The organism is Pseudomonas sp. 478 (assembly GCF_003254125.1).
Taxonomy (GTDB): Bacteria; Pseudomonadota; Gammaproteobacteria; order Pseudomonadales; family Pseudomonadaceae; genus Aquipseudomonas.
Genome location: NZ_QKZG01000002.1, coordinates 152,300 through 169,812 on the forward strand (window position 1 = coordinate 152,300; position 17,513 = coordinate 169,812).

The following is a 17,513-nucleotide window of genomic DNA, read 5'->3' on the forward strand; positions in this document are numbered from 1 at the left end:
CAATAAAGGCGAGGCCTACAGCCTCGCCGTATCAGGACGGAAAGAGATCCAGCGTGCGCTCAACTTCATCGGGGTCGATTCTAAAACCATTTCCCTCTGGTGTACCGACCACAAAACCAAAGTTCTGCTGATCACGATCCGTTAGATATTTAAAGAAACAGATAAAGCGATTAGGCGGCTGCAATACCAGCAGCGAACCACCTGGCGGGAGAACATTAACCCCATGGATAAGTTGACTCCCCTCGACCCCTATCACGGTTCTGGCCCCGGCGCAGGCCGCCACGATGGTCGAAACATCGGACGTCGCAGGGTTGAGAATGCGAAACCCTCTGCGGTCACGTAGCCGTTCAGCCAGCTCCATCTCATTGCGTAACAATCGCAGTTCACCCGTGCCACCTCGCAGAATGAACACGCCGGGGTGGGAGCAAACTGTTACGTGTGATAACAGCTTTTCCCCCATCTCACGGAAACGCCGGTGCTTATGTCTGTTTTGGCATAGATCGTCAAAGATCACGAGTTCACGAAAAAATGCGTTACGTAAATAAACGGGCCTCATATCAAGCCAGTTCTCATAACCGCGAGTGTGAAGCATGCCCTGCCTTGCTGTGGAAACACTATCGGCCGAGGGTAACGCGCTCACCGGAACGCCTTCTTCACATGCCAATCGATAGGTTAAACAATCATCCATCAACCACGTTCCAAACCACTTGATTCCCCCCGCGGTGCAATACAACGCCCCGCGATCGATCTCGTTTTCTACTCGAATCTTTGGTAACCAACCGGAACCCGGTGACAACCAGGATTTGGCATTGCCTTTGTAGAGCGTGCCATCGATTAACCAGACATCTTTAAGCAGGTAACCTTTAGTCGGACCATGTTCAACACGACCGACGCCTTCCATTGTGCGGCGGGGATGCTCGTGAGGATAAAAAAGCTTCTCTTCCCATCCGGTTACACGCTCAAGCTGATTTGGCAAGAAAAAAGCGGGGGGAGCAATCGAGGTGTCGCCTGGATAAATTTCCCACGTTTTCACGGCTTGGCTTTGCAGGGTCAAGGACGGTTTTCGGGTGAGCCGTGTGTTAAACATGTATTTATACGCAGCAAGGCTCCACTTTGATTGGCCGTCAATCGTCAATGCATTGAACTCCGACATAGGCACCCCATCCAAATTTAGTTATACAGAAACAGCGTTCATGCCAAAACTGCACTTCTTTAAAATCAGCAACCTGTTCAGGTGGATACGATACTTTCCAGGACAGGGGGTGACTTCAGATGAGCGTAGCGACTACGCAAGGTGCCGAGAAGCGTTTCTCCCGGCGTCCTGGAACAATGAAGGTATATTTTAAAAAGGCCGCCAAAACCCATCTCGCGGTATCGATTTGCAACTTCCTCGTCACTCGGACCGTCCGGCAACCCAAGATGCAGTGTCAACTGCTTGCCTTCGACAGCAAACAGAGGCGTCTCCCAAAGAAATTGCGCTGCGCCCACCTTGGGCAGTCGAACAAACAAATAACCGTAATTGCCCAGCGTATCAACATCACCGCCTCGCCTTCTTTTCCACTCAAGAAGTCCATCGTCCGGGCGAGCCAGGCACGTTCCGATATCATAATAGTCAAAACCGTTTTCTATCGCCCACTCCAGTGCCATGAACGTAGTAATTGAGTTAACTTCACGTAACTTTTTAGTATCTGAAAACACAGCATCAGGGTAGCCGAAACGCACGGTGCTCCAATAGCGCTTGCCTGCCCGGGTCACTACGCAGCCAAGATGGCATGCAACAATCTCATCCTCCAACAACACCAGATCGAGTCGCCCGGCAACTTTCGCCACCCGTTGAACTTCATGCGCTTCAATTTGAGAGGCGGCCGTACCATGCCTTGCCTTGGCGTAAGGTCGAAGCATTTCCCGGTCTGCACTTTCAATCTCGTCATCGTTCAACGCTTGTTTCATACGGTAGCGCAACCGGTTCTTGCGCAGATTTCGACGTAACTCAGTGTTGTATCTTGCTGTGATCTCGTCGATTGACTTGCTCAGCGGCACGACGGCACTCAAATATTGAGGCACATACAATGCCCCCACCGTCGGCATTTCACTGACCCACACCGTCCGGTCTGACGTGTCCAACTTTAACTGACTATCAACCGCTTGAGATTTAGCACCCAGTAGAACCTTCACAAATTCCCGCTGTGTTTTCCTGCCTACATAGAGAATGTCGTGAAGGCTATCTTCCCGCAGTCTGAACCTGACAATTTCCCAACGCCAAAAACAGGCTCGTCCAAGTATATCCCGTAACCAGGCAACCGCTTTCCTTAGCTCAAATCGCATCGAAGGAGATATTAACTTACGAACTAATTTTGCTATATATTCTTTCATTTGGTTATTAGCACAATTCAAGGAAGGGGTATTTCAGTTTGCAAATCACAAACTAAATACTCGAAATGAGCGCTCGACAACTGAGCACGTCACCTTTCTTTCGCGCGAAAAACTCGCCATTCCCTCCCTGGAATCAAGATTGTTCGACAACATTTTATTGACGCCAATCCTAATGAACAAAACAACCACGAACACCCATCAACTCGACAATTCCAACTTGAGTAAAGGTGCTACACCGGGGTTTGGCAAGATATTTCAGCCGTGTTTTTACGCCGCAGGGAAGTCCTGCCAGGTGTCAAATTACTGTCACGTCAAGAGTCCCTGTAGATCAACGTACGCAACAAGAACTTCGGATTACCCACCACATAGCGTTTGAATAATCGCTTTGGCTCACCCAGTAGCCTGAACACCCACTCACAACCGAGACGACGCACCCATTGCGGAGCGCGAGTCACCTTGCCGCCGAGAAAATCCAGGATCGCCCCTCCGCATACGACCAGGCAAGGCACGCCACTGACGGCTAACCTGGCAGCAACGGCTTCTTGCTTGGGCATACCCATACCTAGCACAACCAGTTCCGGCTGAAACTGCCGGGCAAGGCTTATATAGGTATCCACCGGCGCGAAACCATGGTGAGCAGAGACGATGTTGACCGCAAATATCGCTTCGCTACGCTGCACCGCATTGGCAAGAAAGGGCTCTTCAGTACCCCAGAAAGCCACGCGCCGGCCCTTGAACGCGGCCAGCAATTTGGGAATGAAATCGGTGCCATTCATATTCAGCCCCGGCTCCAGGCCGAGACGACGAAACAGGATGGCCATGCCGGAGCCATCCCGCAATAACACGTCCGCAGCCAGCAGTGCGTTAAAGTAGTCGGTATTGGCCGCCACCAGATTCATGGCATGGGCATTGGCGAACCCGAGCACTGTCGTCACGTCAGGTCTGGATAACGCATCAATCAATGCTTGCTCGTCTTCAGCATCGCTGACCACCCTGAGTTTGCGGGTAATCATTTGCCAGTTGTGCTGCCAGGATAAAGCGCGCATTAGTTGTCATCTCGCTTCGAACGCACCCATTCAACCTGGCGCTTAAGCAAAAAGCCGAGATACAGAGGGATTTTCTTCATCGCGTAGAACGGCGCATACAACAAGGCTGCAAAAGAAATAATCCTGCGACCAAACTGGCTCCATGCCAACAAGATAGTTACCCCCAATATTGCCACCCCGCAAGAAGCTATCAAGGCTGGCGCCAAAGCTCCGGACAGCATGAATACCAACCACGACAGACCAAATGCCGCCGCCAAGGCCAACGTCAATAAGGCCAACGGTGGGACCAACAAATCCAGCGTCATCGCCAGCAGACGCCAGTTGCGCTGGCCAATCGACTCCAACAGCAACTTTGGCGTATCCCCAAGGATGACCCCTAGATGACCATGTTCCCAGCGCGTACGCTGGGTTGTTAAGCCTTCATCGCTGCGCGGAAAATAACTGGTTACCAGAGCATCGGGGCAGAACACTGGCGGCTTGCCGCTTCGGCATAAATCCAGACCCATCTTCAAATCTTCAACGATGTGGCCACTGGCCAAATTGATCAACGTCAGATCCCGCCAGACGAAAGCCATTCCCGTGCCCATTAGCTGACAGGGCAAGCCAAGCCGGGTCCAACCTTGCGGCCGAACCCGATTCTTCACACACCAGGCAAACTCGGCAAGCCGCACTTTTAGCCCGGAACCTGCTGGAGCAAGCATTAAATTAAGGGCTTGCGCTGGCCGCCCTGAGTCGATGCAACAGATGGCCAAACGCTCAATAGAACCCTCGGCGACCTGGCAATCCGCATCGACAACAATCATGACCTCTGGCGCATCACTCGCCAAATGACGCACCCCGCAGTCCAGCGCATAACCCTTGCCACGCTGCTGATCATTGCTGCGCTCCACCACCTCGGCGCCCGCCGTGCGAGCCTGCGCGGCGGTGTCGTCAGAACAGTTATCCGCCACCACCAACAGGCGATCACCCAAAAGCAACTGCGGCCGAATGCTGTTTAACGTCGCGACGATGATCGAGGATTCATTGTGTGCCGGTATCAACACCGCCACCCGCGGTCGCGGTCCTTGCGCCGACGAGCGCCACCGTGCAGGCAGGCAGGCCATCAGCACCTGTACAAACAGCACCAACACCGGCAGTAGGATGAGTATCAGCAGGGAGCTGAACAGCCAACCAAGTAATGTGATCATGCTTGCGCCCTAAACAAATTAGCCAACTTGGCCGCTTCGGTATCGATGTCGTGTCGCTCCAGCACTCGCTGATAGGCCGCCTCGCCCATCCGCTGCAACACCTCGACAGGTTGCGCGAGGCAGTCCGCCAACGCCGCCACCAACTCATCCACCGCTCCAGCGGGAAACAACCAACCGTTCACACCCTCTTGTACTAACTCGGGAATCCCTGCCACATAGCTCGTCAATACTGGCCGGCGCAAAGCCATGGCTTCCATGATGACCACCGGCAAACCCTCGGCGAAGCTCGGCAGCACCAAGGCCCGGGCCGCAAGAATTTCCGCCCGCACCTGCTCACTGCTGATCCAGCCGGTAATCCGCACCTGCGCCTGCAAGCCATGCCGTGCAATCAGGGCTTCGATTTCCGCGCGCATTTCTCCATCGCCGGCCAGTACTATTTCGAACTCCACACCTTGAGCTGCCAGGATGCGGGCAGCCTCAAGCAACAACAATTGTCCCTTCTGTTCACACAAACGACCTACGCAAACCAACCGCGGCGCAGATGGCACAGCAACAGCCGGCACATCGTGAAACGCCCGCTCCAGCCCACAGTGCACCACCTTTACCCTTGGCCAGTGCGCATGAGCCACCCAGCGAAACAGCTGGCTACGCCCATAAGAACTGATCGCCGCGACAAAAGCCGCACGCCGGACTTTCTCGCCCAAATGAATAAACTGCGGTTTGTCGAACTCCTCCGGGCCGTGCACGGTAAAACTGTACGCCGGCCCACCAAGCACATTGGCCAGCATCACCACCTCGGTTGAGTTGGTGCCGAAATGCGCATGCACATGCTCGGCCCCAAACGCCTGCAACCAGATCAGCACGCGACACGCCTCGGACAAATAAACCAAATGGTACGGCCAGGGGCGATCGGCACGCTGGCCCATGCGCAGCGCCAGCCACAGCGCCGAAAAAAAACGTCGCGGCTGGGCGCGCAGCACCTGCAGCACAGGCACTAACAGCTCTTTGACTCCGCCCTGCAGCACATACTGGGTTTTATCGCGTTCAGACACGTCTTCGGCATCCACCAATTCGGCATCCCAGCCACGCAGAGCAATGCGCTGCACCACAAACCCCTGACGCTCCAACGCCAAAATCTCGCGACGAATGAAGCTATGGCTGACTTTGGGGTATTGATTGATGAAATAAGCGATACGCATAGGAACCAGACTTAGTTGTCGTTGCGGTGGATTATTACTGCAAGTAATCCCACAGTAGTACAGCTCTCGGGAACGTCAACTAGCCACACGGTTGCTGCTATAACTACCGATCAACACGCTGTCTATCTTTTTAAAGGTGTCGTCCAGCAGCTCATAGCGCCTGCGATACATGGCCCGTTTTTTTGAAGCAATACTGTCGAGCGGCTTCCTGGACAGAACCATGGGAATCTCAAAAAAATCTTCGCGCTCTGAAGGAGTCGCTCCATGTTCTAACCAGATCACATCATAATTTGCCGCCAGCTCCAGAGCTTTGTGAGCGCCAAAATACGGATGACGATGGTGGCGATACCCATCCCCTACCGCATAAATTTTTTCAACACCGATATTGATGGCAATGTATTTAATAACTTCGATCAGAAAGCTTCTTGGCCGCAGGCCTTCAAAGTCTTTTGTCAGGTCCCTGTAGATACTCAACGACAGTTCACTCTCGACGCCTTTATGTATCCCTTGAACAGCACCGATAAAAATACATAACTCAGTGTCCGTGCGACACAACGTGAATGCTATTGACGCAATGCGCAGTTCCCCCTGAAACAAGTTCAGCACCAACTCCCCTTCACGCATAAACCAGAAGGGACGATCGAGCACCAGGGAACAGCCAGCCGCAAACTCCGACAAATCACTCAGCAGCAAACTGTCACTTCGCCCCAACAGCAATAGCTGCGGACAGCTTTTGGTAACGACTTCGTAATGCGAGGCTAAAACACTAAGCTTATTCTTGGGGCTCCAGCTTTTACTGATGTATGGCCAATGAACAACGCCTACACAATCCCCGCCTAACTTCTCAACACCGGACTTACCCAAGGCGTTAGACATACGCCCGCAAAACAACTTCAGCTCGGACCAGTTTTTTGCAACTAAAACCAGCATTTTAAACTTATTATTCAATGCCCTTAAGGAATACCCGGCATGTAAAAAAAACACGCTCTTCAATATCACCCAATTATTCATATAAGTCTCACTTGTATTCGATCAACGCGGTCTTGCCGGCGCCGAATCTGTTCAGTAGAAACTTGACTTGGCCGAGCATCTCGGGAAATTTCCCCAGCACGAGAAAGAAAGCCCGTAGCCAGTTTTCGCGTGTGGATCTATCGCCACCGCGGGCGAGGCGCACGACCTGCAATGGATAGACCAGCAGAAGAAGCAGCCCAAACCCTCCAAACACCAAACTCGCGATAACAGTCGCCAGCGGGACACCCAATCCCCAAAACCAGACACGGCGCGACTCGCGCAACCAATGTCGCTCCGGTGCAGCCCCATGCAAAAATGCGCCCTCGGCAAAGGCATAACCACCGCGCAAGGTACGCTGCCACCATTGGCCGAACCGGGTCATGGTTGCATCGTGCAAGGTCATTTCCTCGCCCAGACGCCAGACCTTCCAACCATTCCCACGCAGACGCACACACAATTCAGGCTCTTCCCCGGCAATAAGGCCCGGTCGAAACCCGGACGCGTCGGCAAAGGCGTCAGCCCGCATCAACGCATCGCCCCCACATGCCTTGGCCTCACCTACCGGCGTATCCCATTCGAAATCACACAGTAAGTTGTAAACAGAGTGCTGCGGAAAACGTTCACGGCGCCGTCCACAGACCACCGCGACGTCAGGATGTGTATCAAGAAAGGCCTGCGCCCGGGGCAGCCAACCGCCGACAATTTCACAATCACCGTCAACGAACTGCACATAACGCATCGCCGGCAGTGAGCGTTGCAGGCAGGCAAATCCTTCATTGCGCGCACGCGCAGCCGTAAAGGGAATCGTCATGTCCAACTCGATCACCTCGACCCCAAGTCTCAGTGCCATCTGCACTGACCCGTCGGTTGATCCAGAGTCGACATAAACAACTTTCTGCGCCGAACCGGCGAGGGAAGTCAGACAACGCTCAAGCCGTAGGCCTTCGTTGCGACCGATAACAACGACACCCATCCCCATAGCCATGGCGCTCACTCAGCGACGCAATTGAAGTAATCCATCGGGTGGTTCATGAGAACTCCCTCGATTCTGCGTACTTCCTTTTCTTGATAGTCGCAGGCACGCCCACGGCCACAGAGTCGTCCGGCACATCGGTCAGCACCACAGCATTGGCACCAATCACGACATTGTTACCAATGCGGATATTGCCCAGCACCTTGGCCCCTGCCCCGATATCAACATTGTTACCCATCACCGGAGCAATCGGCTCACTCACATTCTTGAGGCCCACGACGACGCCATTGCGGATACGGCAATCATCGCCGAACTGCGCAAAGCCACTGATCACGATTCCGCCGAAATGATCGATGACGAAGTTGCGCCCGACCACCACCTCACACGGCAACTCGATACCCGTGACGATCTGCACCAGTTTGAAGAGCACTTTGTATATAAAGGAGAACAACTTGCGTAGCAGTGCCGGTCGCACACCGTAACGCCAGCGCCCAAAGCGATAAACTACCATCACCCAAAACCCCTGAGCCCCCCAGTCTCCGGCGTATGCATGTAAATCCGCACGTATGTTTTCGAACATAACTGGCCCTACCGTGTTGGTTGGCTAGCGAATTTGGTATCACGCAGCAACGCCCAGGTCACACGAGTATGCTGCCAACACGCCCCTAAAGCGGCCCGACCGCGGCCTTTCAATAGCGCCTTGAGCGCCACAATCAAATCACCCAGACTCACCAGCAGCATATGTACGGCCAAACCGGGCAGACCGTGGTGCTTGCGGAAATACAAAAGCTCACTTTCGATTTGTATCGTGGGGAGCTGACGACTATCCGCATTGAGTTTGTCGACAGACTTGGCACTTTCACCGCCGATATGCACCACCGTGGTATGCGGGTAGTAAACGACCTTCCAGCCTGCCTGTTTAACGCGTTTGCAGTGATCTATCTCCTCGAAATAAAGGAAGTAGCGCGGATCGAACAAGCCAACCTGGTCGATGACTTCACGGCGGATCAGGTAATAGCACCCGGGCACCCAGTCGCACTCACGCACCGAAGCATGATCCCAGGCCATGTCGTCGACTCTTTTCACCACAGGGAAAAAGCGCTCAAGCCCCGTATGCGAAAGGAAGACATTCAACGGCGTTGGAAAATAGCGACAGGAGGGCTGTAAATCACCCGCTCGTCCAACCAATCGAACGCCGAGGACACCGCAATCAGGATGAGTTTCCATATAGTCGAGCGTCTTGCTCAGCGTATCCGCAGCAACAAAGGCATCGGTATTGAGGAGCAGCGCATACTTGCCCTGCAGGTGTTCAACCAATTGATTATTGGCACGCCCAAAGCCAACATTATTTTCATTGGCGAGTTGCAATGCCTCTGGACAAATAGTTGCCAGGCACTCCAGCGAATTATCGACAGAGGCATTATCCACCACCAAATAGCGCGTGCGATCCACGCTAGTTGACTGGCGTAACGCATTAAACATCGGCTGCAACAACTCCGCTGTGTTGTAATTAACTACCAACACGTCAAGGGGAGCACTAGCCATTGGGTTGTTCACCAAAAAAGTGTTTCGCTCTCATTTTTATAAGCTTCGGTTCAAATGTCGGGTCGTATACACCATTGCGCTGCCTGATAAGGTCAATCCATGGATAAGTGGCGCTACGCTCTTCGACTTTCGCCAACACTTCTTCCAAGGTACAGATAACTTTGGCTGGATTACCCCCAACCACTACCCCAGGCGGAACATCTTTTACGACTACAGCACCGGCTGCGACAATCGAATTAGGGCCAATAGTCACACGCGGCATGATGATAGAGCCATAGCCGATAAAACAATTATCAAGAATATCGATAGGGCCGACAGAGTCCAGTTTTTTATCAAAGCGCACCTCGAGCATGCCGATTATTCCATCGTGGCCGAACAGCGTGCAACAAGATAAACCTACATTATTTCCGAGTCGTACCAGCGAAGGGTCAGTTATATTTGCAGCAGGATTGATCCATACGCCTTGACCGATGGAGTGCAAAGATCCCCATCGCACCATATGTTTAGCCCATTCATACCCGTCCGGCTTACAGAATTTTTTATAGAGCGGGGTCCCATACCCCGTTGTTTTTGCAATATAAGCAATCGTGCGTTTTAGTAGACCAATCATCCTCTCAGCCTCATGAATTCAGCGATAGACACCTGTGCCAAGGTTAGAGACACCCTGATTCTTCATTACCACTTCCCTAAGAGTAGACGCTCCCTAAAATCCAACACTCAAATAATCAACACATGCTCCCCCCTCAGGAATACCTGCCCATCTGATGGTTAAGATGTTCCGCCAGCCTTAAAACAATTTGCAAAATAGGCATTGTGGGGTTGCAGGCACCGCCTGTAGCGAAAACACTGCTACCCGCCACGTAAAGATTCTCGACACCGAACACTTTGCAGTTCTCGTCGACAACGCCAAACTCAGGCGAAGCCGCCATCCGTGTGGTCCCCATATGATGAGCATGGGGATTGAGCCTCAGAGGCAAATCGACGTCATAAACGTAGTCTTCCAACTTGACAAAGCCCAACCCTGTTTCGGCAAAACACTTCGCCACTTCGAGCCCTATGGACTTGACGGTATTTCTGTCTGCCGGGGTCAGTTCCCAATGAACATTTGCCTTCCTCATCCCTAACGCATCTCGCTCGTCGAGCAACGAGATTCGGCTATTGGGGTTGGGAAACTGTTCGATCAGCGTGCCGAGCACTCCGTCTCCAGGGCAATCGAACTTGGCAATAAATTCAACCTTGCGCTCCGCACCCACTTCGCAAACGAGGTTCTCGAAAAAGCTCTTGATGGCAGCCATTCGCCCATAGGATTTCACTTCGGCTACAAGCGTTGCCGTCACATTCCCTTTACCTGACTTGTGCTCCATCACGAATGCATCGGTCGTGAAGTACTCCTGCCGAGCATCTGTACCCTGCCCGTCGTTCAGAATGAAGGTTCCCATTTCGACATTCAGGTGCTCCATGAAGCATCTACCGACGAAACCATCCTTGCTGACGATACCGCCAGTTGCCAGAGACTCGCTGTTGAGCAGGTGCCTCGCATTCTCGATCGCGCCAGTCGCCAGAATGAATTGTTTTGCCGTGACTCGCTCTCGATGCAACTCATAGTCCGAGACGACTATCGTTGCTATGCGGCCGGCCTTGCTGTCGAACTCAAGATCGACGCAATTGCAATGGATGAAGACATCCAGCCCCTCGGTCTCATTAAGTTCCTTGGCATATTTTTGTGCAAATCGCGTCGGCGGGCTTAGCAGGAAACGATCAGCGTAAAAGTCGTTGCCATCCAGACTCGCATTGATAGCCTTGAATCCGGAGTGCGGCGGAAGATCGACAATATCCATGGCCTCCGGCAGATTGCGCTCGATCTCGGAAAACGCGATGGGCCAGCCCGGCACAGGCACCGGAGGGGCCACGATAAAGTCCGACGGTTCGAATGGACGGCATCGCCCGGCCCAGTGATTGGAGGTCCCGCCAAGATAACGCAGGCGTGTTTCCTGAGCATACAGCTCGAGGCCTGATGATGAGACCTTGTAGAGGTTCTGCGAGACCGGCGAATACTCGAGCCCACCGCCCTCGACAAGCACCACACGCCGACCATTACCGGCTAAACGCAAGGCCAGCGTAATGCCAGCTGGCCCACCGCCGATGATGCAGGTGTCATAGTGATCGCGCAGTTCTTTCTGCGATTGGTAGTCTTTGATCATGCGTGTGTTTGCCGAAAATGCCGGGCAGGCAGCACCCATCCGTTGATTACAATGAACTCGGATTTAGCAGCGGAAGGCCGGGCGGCTTTGGAAAATCCGAACATGATCCCTCCAAGACTCAATAGAGCAGAAGCCTGGAGGAAGCTTCTGCGCCCCATCACAGAGGTATTCAAATCAGTCTCTCTCATGATTCAAAGCTCCACGACATCGAGATTACATTGGACATTTCAACGGCTACATCAAGGCCACAATTTGGCGACGGCCATCAATATCTCAATGGCGACGCGGTGCCGCAGCTTTGGAAACATCAAGAGAAATAGATCAAAGCCATTTAAAAAAAACCGTCAATAACTCCCCACACAATGCCCCCACTGCCAGCATAGGCAGCACCACCAATTCACGCTTGAGACTGAACATCCCCAGACGACAATTGACATAAAAAACCAGGAAAAGCGTAGGAAACGTGTACAGGGCAGCGCCCCAAATCGCGTATTTGACCCCGCCAATCGCCAACAGCAGCGGCAGCAGCACCCACAACGAGACCACGCGAATAATGTTATCCATGGCCTGGTACTTGGTGAGTCCCAAGGCAATCCAGACCTGATTCGCCAGCATGTAGCGCATTGTGAAAAAAGAGAGTGAAAGAATGGCCATCATGTTGCCGGCCTGGGCGTAACGCTCATCGTACAAGATGCTGATGAGCAGTGGACTGCCGGTCAGGAACAGTCCACAGAGAAACAGGCAGGCCAGATCGAGCATCAATTTCAAGCGGTAATACAAAGCGTGGAGCCGTACGGTGTCATTCGTTCTTGTGGCCTCGCTGAAAGCCGGCAAGGCCACGGCCCCGACTACCTTTTGCAATGCAAGCTGAACGGCTCCCAAAATCAGCACGGCAATGGAGTAAACGCCCAGTTCGCCGGCCGTCATGCTGCCGCCGAACCAGACACGATCACCGTACATGGCCAATACGCCCACTGCCGACGACAACAGTATCCAACGGCCGAAGCCGACTAATTCATTGAGCGCAGAACGCTCCCACTGTAGACGGTTAGACGGGCCTTCAAACCAGACATGCCCCAGCAGCGTGCTGACCATCGATTGGACCAGACCTGCAATCACCAGCGACCAGATGGACCTGGTGAAATAACCGATGCCCAGCATGACCACCAGCCCGACGACCTGAGACCCAAACTCGGTGAGTACCACTTTCTTTTGCTGGAAAGAGCGCACTGCCAGGTCGATTTTGGTCGACTGAAAACCAACGATGATTGCCGAGAAACCGGTCACGGCCAACACCAGCGGCAACTCGGGTGCGGCGTAGGTGGAATTGGGCGACCACAGATTGAGGGCCTGTGCATACCAGGCGAGGGCCGCGAGGAGAAGTGTCGAAGCAAAAAGGATAAAGCCACGCACGATCTGCACGGTCCAGATGGTATTGAGAAAAACCGGATCGTTGCCACGCGGGCTCTGGATGATGTTCTGGCGCAAACCGACATCGGAAAGCATGTGCAGAACCAGGGAAACGGTGATGGCGATCATCATGATGCCGAACATCTCCGGCATCAGCAGACGGGCCATTATCAGGTTGCCGCCCAAGCGAAAGGCTTGAGACGTAACCAGCGCCCCGAGATTCCATGCCCCGGCAGAGATCGCTCGCTTACGAAGGCCCAACGATGGCGACAAATCGACTAACGACATAACATCATCCCCGGACTCGATGGCTCAAAAGGAACTATAGTCGCGTTTAGCCATTCCACTAGCCGTCGCTCATCAATCAATAAGTCCAATCATCCATGCCTGAGCACTTCCGAGCGTTGATTGTCATTCTGGTCCTTACTGGCATCGTTTTTGCCATCGCACGTCGACCAGCGGCAGACCTGATTCCCGACCGTAATTTCACTCGTCGGCGCAATCTGTGGTTCGTATTGACGCTACTGGCATTTGTTTCGCACAGTTTCTGGGTGTACGCAGGCATTGCCGCGATCGTGTTGACCTTCGCACGAAATCGCGAGCGCAATCCCGTGGCGCTATTTTTCCTTCTGCTGTTTCTCATCCCGCCGGCCACGGCGGAGATTCCGGGCTTCGGCCTGGTCAACTATTTTTTTGCCCTTAACCATATTCGTGTGCTGGCGCTGTGTGTGTTGCTTCCGGCTTTTTTCACTCTGCGCAAGCGCGCCGACACGGTCTCTTTCGGGCGTACCTGGCCTGACAAAATATTAGCCGCCTACCTCCTGCTGACGAGTCTGCTTTTCCTGCGCGAAACCACCGTCACCGACACCTTGCGCCAAACGCTCTACCTGTTCATCGAAGTTTTTTTGCCTTACTACGTTGCCAGCCGGGCGCTGAAGAACCTCAGCGACTTCAAGGACGCTCTGTTCGGTTTTGTACTCGCCGCCATGGTGCTGTCGCTTATAGGTCTCTTCGAATATGCCAAGCACTGGCAGCTGTACAGCGCGGTTGTCTACGCCATGGGCATGCAATGGGATTCCGGCTACTTGAGCCGGGGTGGCTCATTGCGCGCCAGCGCCACTACCGGCCAGGCCATTGCGCTGGGCTTCGTCATCAGCGTGGCCATCGGCTTTTACCTGTACTTGCAGGAGGAGGTCCGTAGCAAATTGCAGCGCAGCCTCGGCGCACTGTTGCTCGCCGGTGGTCTGTACGCACCGCTGTCGCGTGGCCCCTGGATCGGTGCAGCCGTCATGATCGTCGTGTTCATCGGCACCGGCCGTAAAGCAATCAAACGCCTGATGCTGCTGGCCGCCGCCGGGGCGCTCACCCTGCCCGTGCTGGCCATCGTGCCGGGCGGGCAAAAAGTGCTTGATCTGCTACCGTTTATCGGCACGGTGGATGTCGAAAATATCACCTACCGGCAGCGTTTGATTGATAACGCCGTGATCGTTATCCAGCGCAACCCTTGGCTGGGTTCTTTCAATTTCCGCAGCACACCGGAAATGCAGTCCATGATTCAGGGCCAGGGGATCATCGATATCGTGAACACCTATATCGGCATCGCACTGTCGTTCGGTTTGATTGGCTTGACGCTCTTCGTGGTTTTTTTCGCCAGTGTTCTGCAGGGCATCCGCAAGGGGATGCGTTCGTTCCCCAACGAAGACGATGAGGCGCGCCGACTCGGACGTGCACTTCTGGCGACACTGGCCGGGATCCTGATCACAATCGTTACCGTTAGCAGTATCACGGTCATCCCCGTGGTGTATTGGTCGGTAGCTGGACTGTGCGTGGCCTACGCTCAGATGGCACGCAGGCTCAAGCACACCTCGACGGCCGTCTCGGCGAGTACCCATCTCCAACTCAGGTAGACCCCATGATCCAGTTGTCTCGCCGCCCCCAGATACTGCTCCTGCTGTTTTTGGCTATTTGGCCGATTCGTATCTGGGCGTCGGACTGGGTCGTCAGTGTGGATGAGCGCAACGGCCTGCCAATGCTGGAGCGTGGTGGTAGTCCGGCAATCGCTACGACATTCTCGTTCTTTGGGCGCAACTGGGACTGGACGTATTTGCAGACCGAATTCAAGGTAAACGCCCCTTATCGATACTCCCTTGCAGGCAAAAACAAAGCGCTGGATTTCGACTTGACTGCGCAGATTCAGAAGCAAGACGAACAAAAGCTGACCTGGAACTTTGCCGTGGATGCACACAGCGGGAAGTCGGGCGTTTCAGGTGGTGGCATTGTCTTCGAATTCGACCCCGCTCTTTTCGCTGGAGAAATGGGCGAGCCCACTTTGCTGCCCGACAACCGCGGCTGGACCTGGGGCAATGCGCAAGGGCGACGCATCGAAATGCGCTTCGAGCCCGCACTGGCGAGTGTGTACTTGGAACCGGGCAGTAAATCCGAGGTGCGTGCTTTTTTCTACAAGAACACGATCAAACCTGGCCGCCAGGAATTCACAGCGACCTTGAGCGTTTCTGGCGATGTGGCGGTCGGCCCAACCATTACCGAGCGTTTCGGGCTATCGGACCCAAAGAGCTGGCCGACTGACAAGCTCGACTGGAAAACCTCGCCGGTCGACCTGTCTTTTCTCAACGCTCAAGAAAAGCCTGCAGGCAAGCGCGGCTTCGTCAAAGCCTCCGGCGAGCAATTGCTATTTGCCGACAACACTGCGGCGCGTTTCTGGGGCACCAACCTTTCGGCCTACGCGCTGTTCCTCACGTCAGACGATGCAATCAAGCTGCAGGCCAAACGCCTGTCGGCACTGGGTTTCAATCTTGTACGACTGCACCACCATGACTCGCCATGGGTCTTCCCGAACATCTTTGGCGATGGCAGGGTCACGCGCAGCACCCAGCAACTGAGCCCGGAATCGCTGAAAAAAATCGACTGGTGGATCAAATGCCTCAAAGACGAAGGCATTTATGTGTGGCTCGATATGCACGTCCAGCGAGTCTTTACTGAAAAGGACAACATTTATGGCTTCGATGAATTGCCGAAAGAAGAACAGAATTTCACCTATCTCAAGGGCTATTCCTATGTGAATGTCACCATTCAGCAAGCCATGAAGCGCTTTACCGAAGCCTACCTGACCCATGTAAATAGCTATACCGGTCTCGCCTACAAAGACGACCCGGCGATTGCCGCCGTACTGATCACCAACGAAAACGACGTCACCAATCACTTTGGCAATGCCCTGCTGCCAGACAAGAATTTGCCGAAGCACAACCGCGTCTACATGGCGGAGGCCGAGGCTTTTGCCAAACAGCACAATCTGTCTGCAGACCAGACCTGGCGATCCTGGGAGCCTGGCCCCTCCAAGATGTTCCTTAACGATCTGGAGCGACGTTTCAACGTCGATATGATTCAACACCTGCGTGGAATAGGCGTGAAGGTCCCCATCGCCACGACCAGTAGCTGGGGCCGCAATGGCCTGAATTCCCTGCCGGCCCTTACCGCCGGCGACGTAATCGATGTCCATAGCTACGGTGGCTCGGGACAGGTCGAGAAAAACCCGCTCTACAGCGACGGCATAGTGAATTGGATTGCCGCCGGCCAGGTCATCGGTAAACCCTTGACCGTCACCGAGTGGAACAATGAGCCCTTCCCGATACCAGACCGTCACTCACTGCCACTCTATATCGCCGGCACCGCCAGCCACCAAGGCTGGGATGCACTGATGCAATATGCCTACAGCCAGGAACCCATGGGGGGCGTAGGGATGAGTGCCAACAACTGGCACGCCTATAACGACCCAGCAATGCTGGCCACCCTGCCCGCCGCCGCCTTGCTTTATCGCCGTGCAGACGTTCGCGAAGCAACAACGACATACGTCTTCGCGCCGACGTCAGCCACCCTGTTCAACCAAATGATCACACCGGCCAACTCTGCTCTCCTGCGCACAGCCATGGAGAAAGGCAAGCTGGAAATCGCGATGCCACAGACGCCGGAATTGCCCTGGTTGCAACAGAGCGTTATCCCAAGCAATGCACAGGAATTTCATGACCCTGGCCAATCGCTGCTGGACGCCAATGCCATCGAGTCCACGACCGACACCGGTGAGCTAAAGCGCAACTGGAAACAAGGCGTCTACACCATCAATACGCCGCGCACCCAGGCCGCTACCGGTTGGATCGGGGGTGAGTCGATCAGCCTTGGCAACATTAAGATTCAAGTGAAGACCACCAACGCCAGTGTGGTGGTGCAAAGTCTGGACGACGCACCTTTGGGCCGATCGCAGGATTTACTGATTTCGTTAGGCACCCGTGCCGTCCCCCAGGACGGCGACAAAATACCTTTTTACGTTGAGCCCCTCGAGGGCACGCTAACCATCCAGGCGCCGCAAGGCTTGACACTGTTCACCCACGGCATTCTGGGGCAAATGAAGAAGCTGCCCGCGACCTACCTTGATGGCCGCTATACCATCAAGTTCGACGGCTTGCAGGCGTCGAACTGGTTGTTCTTGAAAAAAGACGTCACGCAAGCACAACCTTAGGCGACGCGCAGCCAGCCTCAACCTGATGGAACAACGC

The 17,513-nt window shown here is 54.1% G+C and carries 14 protein-coding genes; 2 read left to right on the forward strand and 12 right to left on the reverse strand.

All coding sequences use genetic code 11. The annotated features are described in order from the left end of the window. Positions 1-31 precede the first annotated feature (31 nt). The 12 genes from DFS28_RS04305 to DFS28_RS04365 form a co-directional block, all read right to left on the reverse strand. Positions 32-1,153, reverse strand: a complete 1,122-nt coding sequence (locus DFS28_RS04305) for a glycosyltransferase 61 family protein (RefSeq protein WP_111448708.1) — start codon at positions 1,151-1,153, stop codon at positions 32-34. A gap of 77 nt (positions 1,154-1,230) precedes the next feature. Further along, positions 1,231-2,373, reverse strand: coding sequence for a hypothetical protein (locus DFS28_RS04310; RefSeq protein WP_111448709.1), 1,143 nt, complete (start codon positions 2,371-2,373; stop codon positions 1,231-1,233). A gap of 311 nt (positions 2,374-2,684) precedes the next feature. Next, complete coding sequence (locus DFS28_RS04315) at positions 2,685-3,419, reverse strand: WecB/TagA/CpsF family glycosyltransferase (RefSeq protein WP_111448710.1); 735 nt, start codon at positions 3,417-3,419, stop codon at positions 2,685-2,687. Continuing rightward, complete coding sequence (locus tag DFS28_RS04320; RefSeq protein ID WP_111448711.1) at positions 3,419-4,606, reverse strand: glycosyltransferase family 2 protein; 1,188 nt, start codon at positions 4,604-4,606, stop codon at positions 3,419-3,421. The genes DFS28_RS04315 and DFS28_RS04320 overlap by 1 nt, the downstream gene beginning before the upstream one ends. Next, positions 4,603-5,805, reverse strand: a complete 1,203-nt coding sequence (locus DFS28_RS04325) for a glycosyltransferase (RefSeq protein ID WP_111448712.1) — start codon at positions 5,803-5,805, stop codon at positions 4,603-4,605. The genes DFS28_RS04320 and DFS28_RS04325 overlap by 4 nt, the downstream gene beginning before the upstream one ends. Positions 5,806-5,880: 75 nt before the next feature. Further along, positions 5,881-6,816 carry a DUF535 family protein gene (locus tag DFS28_RS04330; protein ID WP_111448713.1) on the reverse strand — a complete coding sequence of 312 codons (936 nt, stop codon included), beginning with the start codon at positions 6,814-6,816 and terminating at the stop codon, positions 5,881-5,883. 7 nt (positions 6,817-6,823) lie between these two features. Then, positions 6,824-7,801, reverse strand: coding sequence for a glycosyltransferase family 2 protein (locus tag DFS28_RS04335; RefSeq protein ID WP_111448714.1), 978 nt, complete (start codon positions 7,799-7,801; stop codon positions 6,824-6,826). Positions 7,802-7,844: 43 nt separating this feature from the next. Then, the gene (locus tag DFS28_RS04340; RefSeq protein ID WP_111448715.1) at positions 7,845-8,369 is read right to left on the reverse strand and encodes a serine O-acetyltransferase; all 525 of its coding nucleotides are present in this window, start codon (positions 8,367-8,369) and stop codon (positions 7,845-7,847) included. Positions 8,370-8,377: 8 nt separating this feature from the next. Beyond that, positions 8,378-9,334, reverse strand: coding sequence for a glycosyltransferase family 2 protein (locus tag DFS28_RS04345; protein ID WP_111448716.1), 957 nt, complete (start codon positions 9,332-9,334; stop codon positions 8,378-8,380). Next, a complete protein-coding gene (locus tag DFS28_RS04350) occupies positions 9,327-9,944 on the reverse strand; it encodes an acyltransferase (RefSeq protein ID WP_111448717.1) in 618 nt (205 codons plus the stop codon). The genes DFS28_RS04345 and DFS28_RS04350 overlap by 8 nt, the downstream gene beginning before the upstream one ends. Positions 9,945-10,077: 133 nt before the next feature. Further along, complete coding sequence (locus tag DFS28_RS04355; protein WP_111448718.1) at positions 10,078-11,535, reverse strand: FAD-dependent oxidoreductase; 1,458 nt, start codon at positions 11,533-11,535, stop codon at positions 10,078-10,080. Between the two features lie 321 nt (positions 11,536-11,856). Beyond that, the gene (locus DFS28_RS04365; RefSeq protein WP_111448720.1) at positions 11,857-13,233 is read right to left on the reverse strand and encodes an oligosaccharide flippase family protein; all 1,377 of its coding nucleotides are present in this window, start codon (positions 13,231-13,233) and stop codon (positions 11,857-11,859) included. A gap of 95 nt (positions 13,234-13,328) precedes the next feature. Between DFS28_RS04365 and DFS28_RS04370 the strand changes: the two genes are divergently transcribed. After that, positions 13,329-14,852, forward strand: a complete 1,524-nt coding sequence (locus DFS28_RS04370) for an O-antigen ligase (protein ID WP_111448721.1) — start codon at positions 13,329-13,331, stop codon at positions 14,850-14,852. A 5-nt stretch (positions 14,853-14,857) separates the two neighbouring features. After that, entirely contained in the window at positions 14,858-17,476 is a 2,619-nt protein-coding gene (locus DFS28_RS04375) for a glycosyl hydrolase family 5 (protein WP_111448722.1), read from the forward strand. Positions 17,477-17,513 lie beyond the last annotated feature (37 nt).

Coding starts and splice junctions, on each gene's coding strand:
- DFS28_RS04305 (WP_111448708.1), bottom strand. CDS start 1,153: ATGTCGGAGTTCAATGCATTGACGATTGACGGCCAATCAAAGTGGAGC.
- DFS28_RS04310 (WP_111448709.1), bottom strand. CDS start 2,373: ATGAAAGAATATATAGCAAAATTAGTTCGTAAGTTAATATCTCCTTCG.
- DFS28_RS04315 (WP_111448710.1), bottom strand. CDS start 3,419: ATGCGCGCTTTATCCTGGCAGCACAACTGGCAAATGATTACCCGCAAA.
- DFS28_RS04320 (WP_111448711.1), bottom strand. CDS start 4,606: ATGATCACATTACTTGGTTGGCTGTTCAGCTCCCTGCTGATACTCATC.
- DFS28_RS04325 (WP_111448712.1), bottom strand. CDS start 5,805: ATGCGTATCGCTTATTTCATCAATCAATACCCCAAAGTCAGCCATAGC.
- DFS28_RS04330 (WP_111448713.1), bottom strand. CDS start 6,816: ATGAATAATTGGGTGATATTGAAGAGCGTGTTTTTTTTACATGCCGGG.
- DFS28_RS04335 (WP_111448714.1), bottom strand. CDS start 7,801: ATGGCTATGGGGATGGGTGTCGTTGTTATCGGTCGCAACGAAGGCCTA.
- DFS28_RS04340 (WP_111448715.1), bottom strand. CDS start 8,369: ATGTTCGAAAACATACGTGCGGATTTACATGCATACGCCGGAGACTGG.
- DFS28_RS04345 (WP_111448716.1), bottom strand. CDS start 9,334: ATGGCTAGTGCTCCCCTTGACGTGTTGGTAGTTAATTACAACACAGCG.
- DFS28_RS04350 (WP_111448717.1), bottom strand. CDS start 9,944: ATGATTGGTCTACTAAAACGCACGATTGCTTATATTGCAAAAACAACG.
- DFS28_RS04355 (WP_111448718.1), bottom strand. CDS start 11,535: ATGATCAAAGACTACCAATCGCAGAAAGAACTGCGCGATCACTATGAC.
- DFS28_RS04365 (WP_111448720.1), bottom strand. CDS start 13,233: ATGTCGTTAGTCGATTTGTCGCCATCGTTGGGCCTTCGTAAGCGAGCG.
- DFS28_RS04370 (WP_111448721.1), top strand. CDS start 13,329: ATGCCTGAGCACTTCCGAGCGTTGATTGTCATTCTGGTCCTTACTGGC.
- DFS28_RS04375 (WP_111448722.1), top strand. CDS start 14,858: ATGATCCAGTTGTCTCGCCGCCCCCAGATACTGCTCCTGCTGTTTTTG.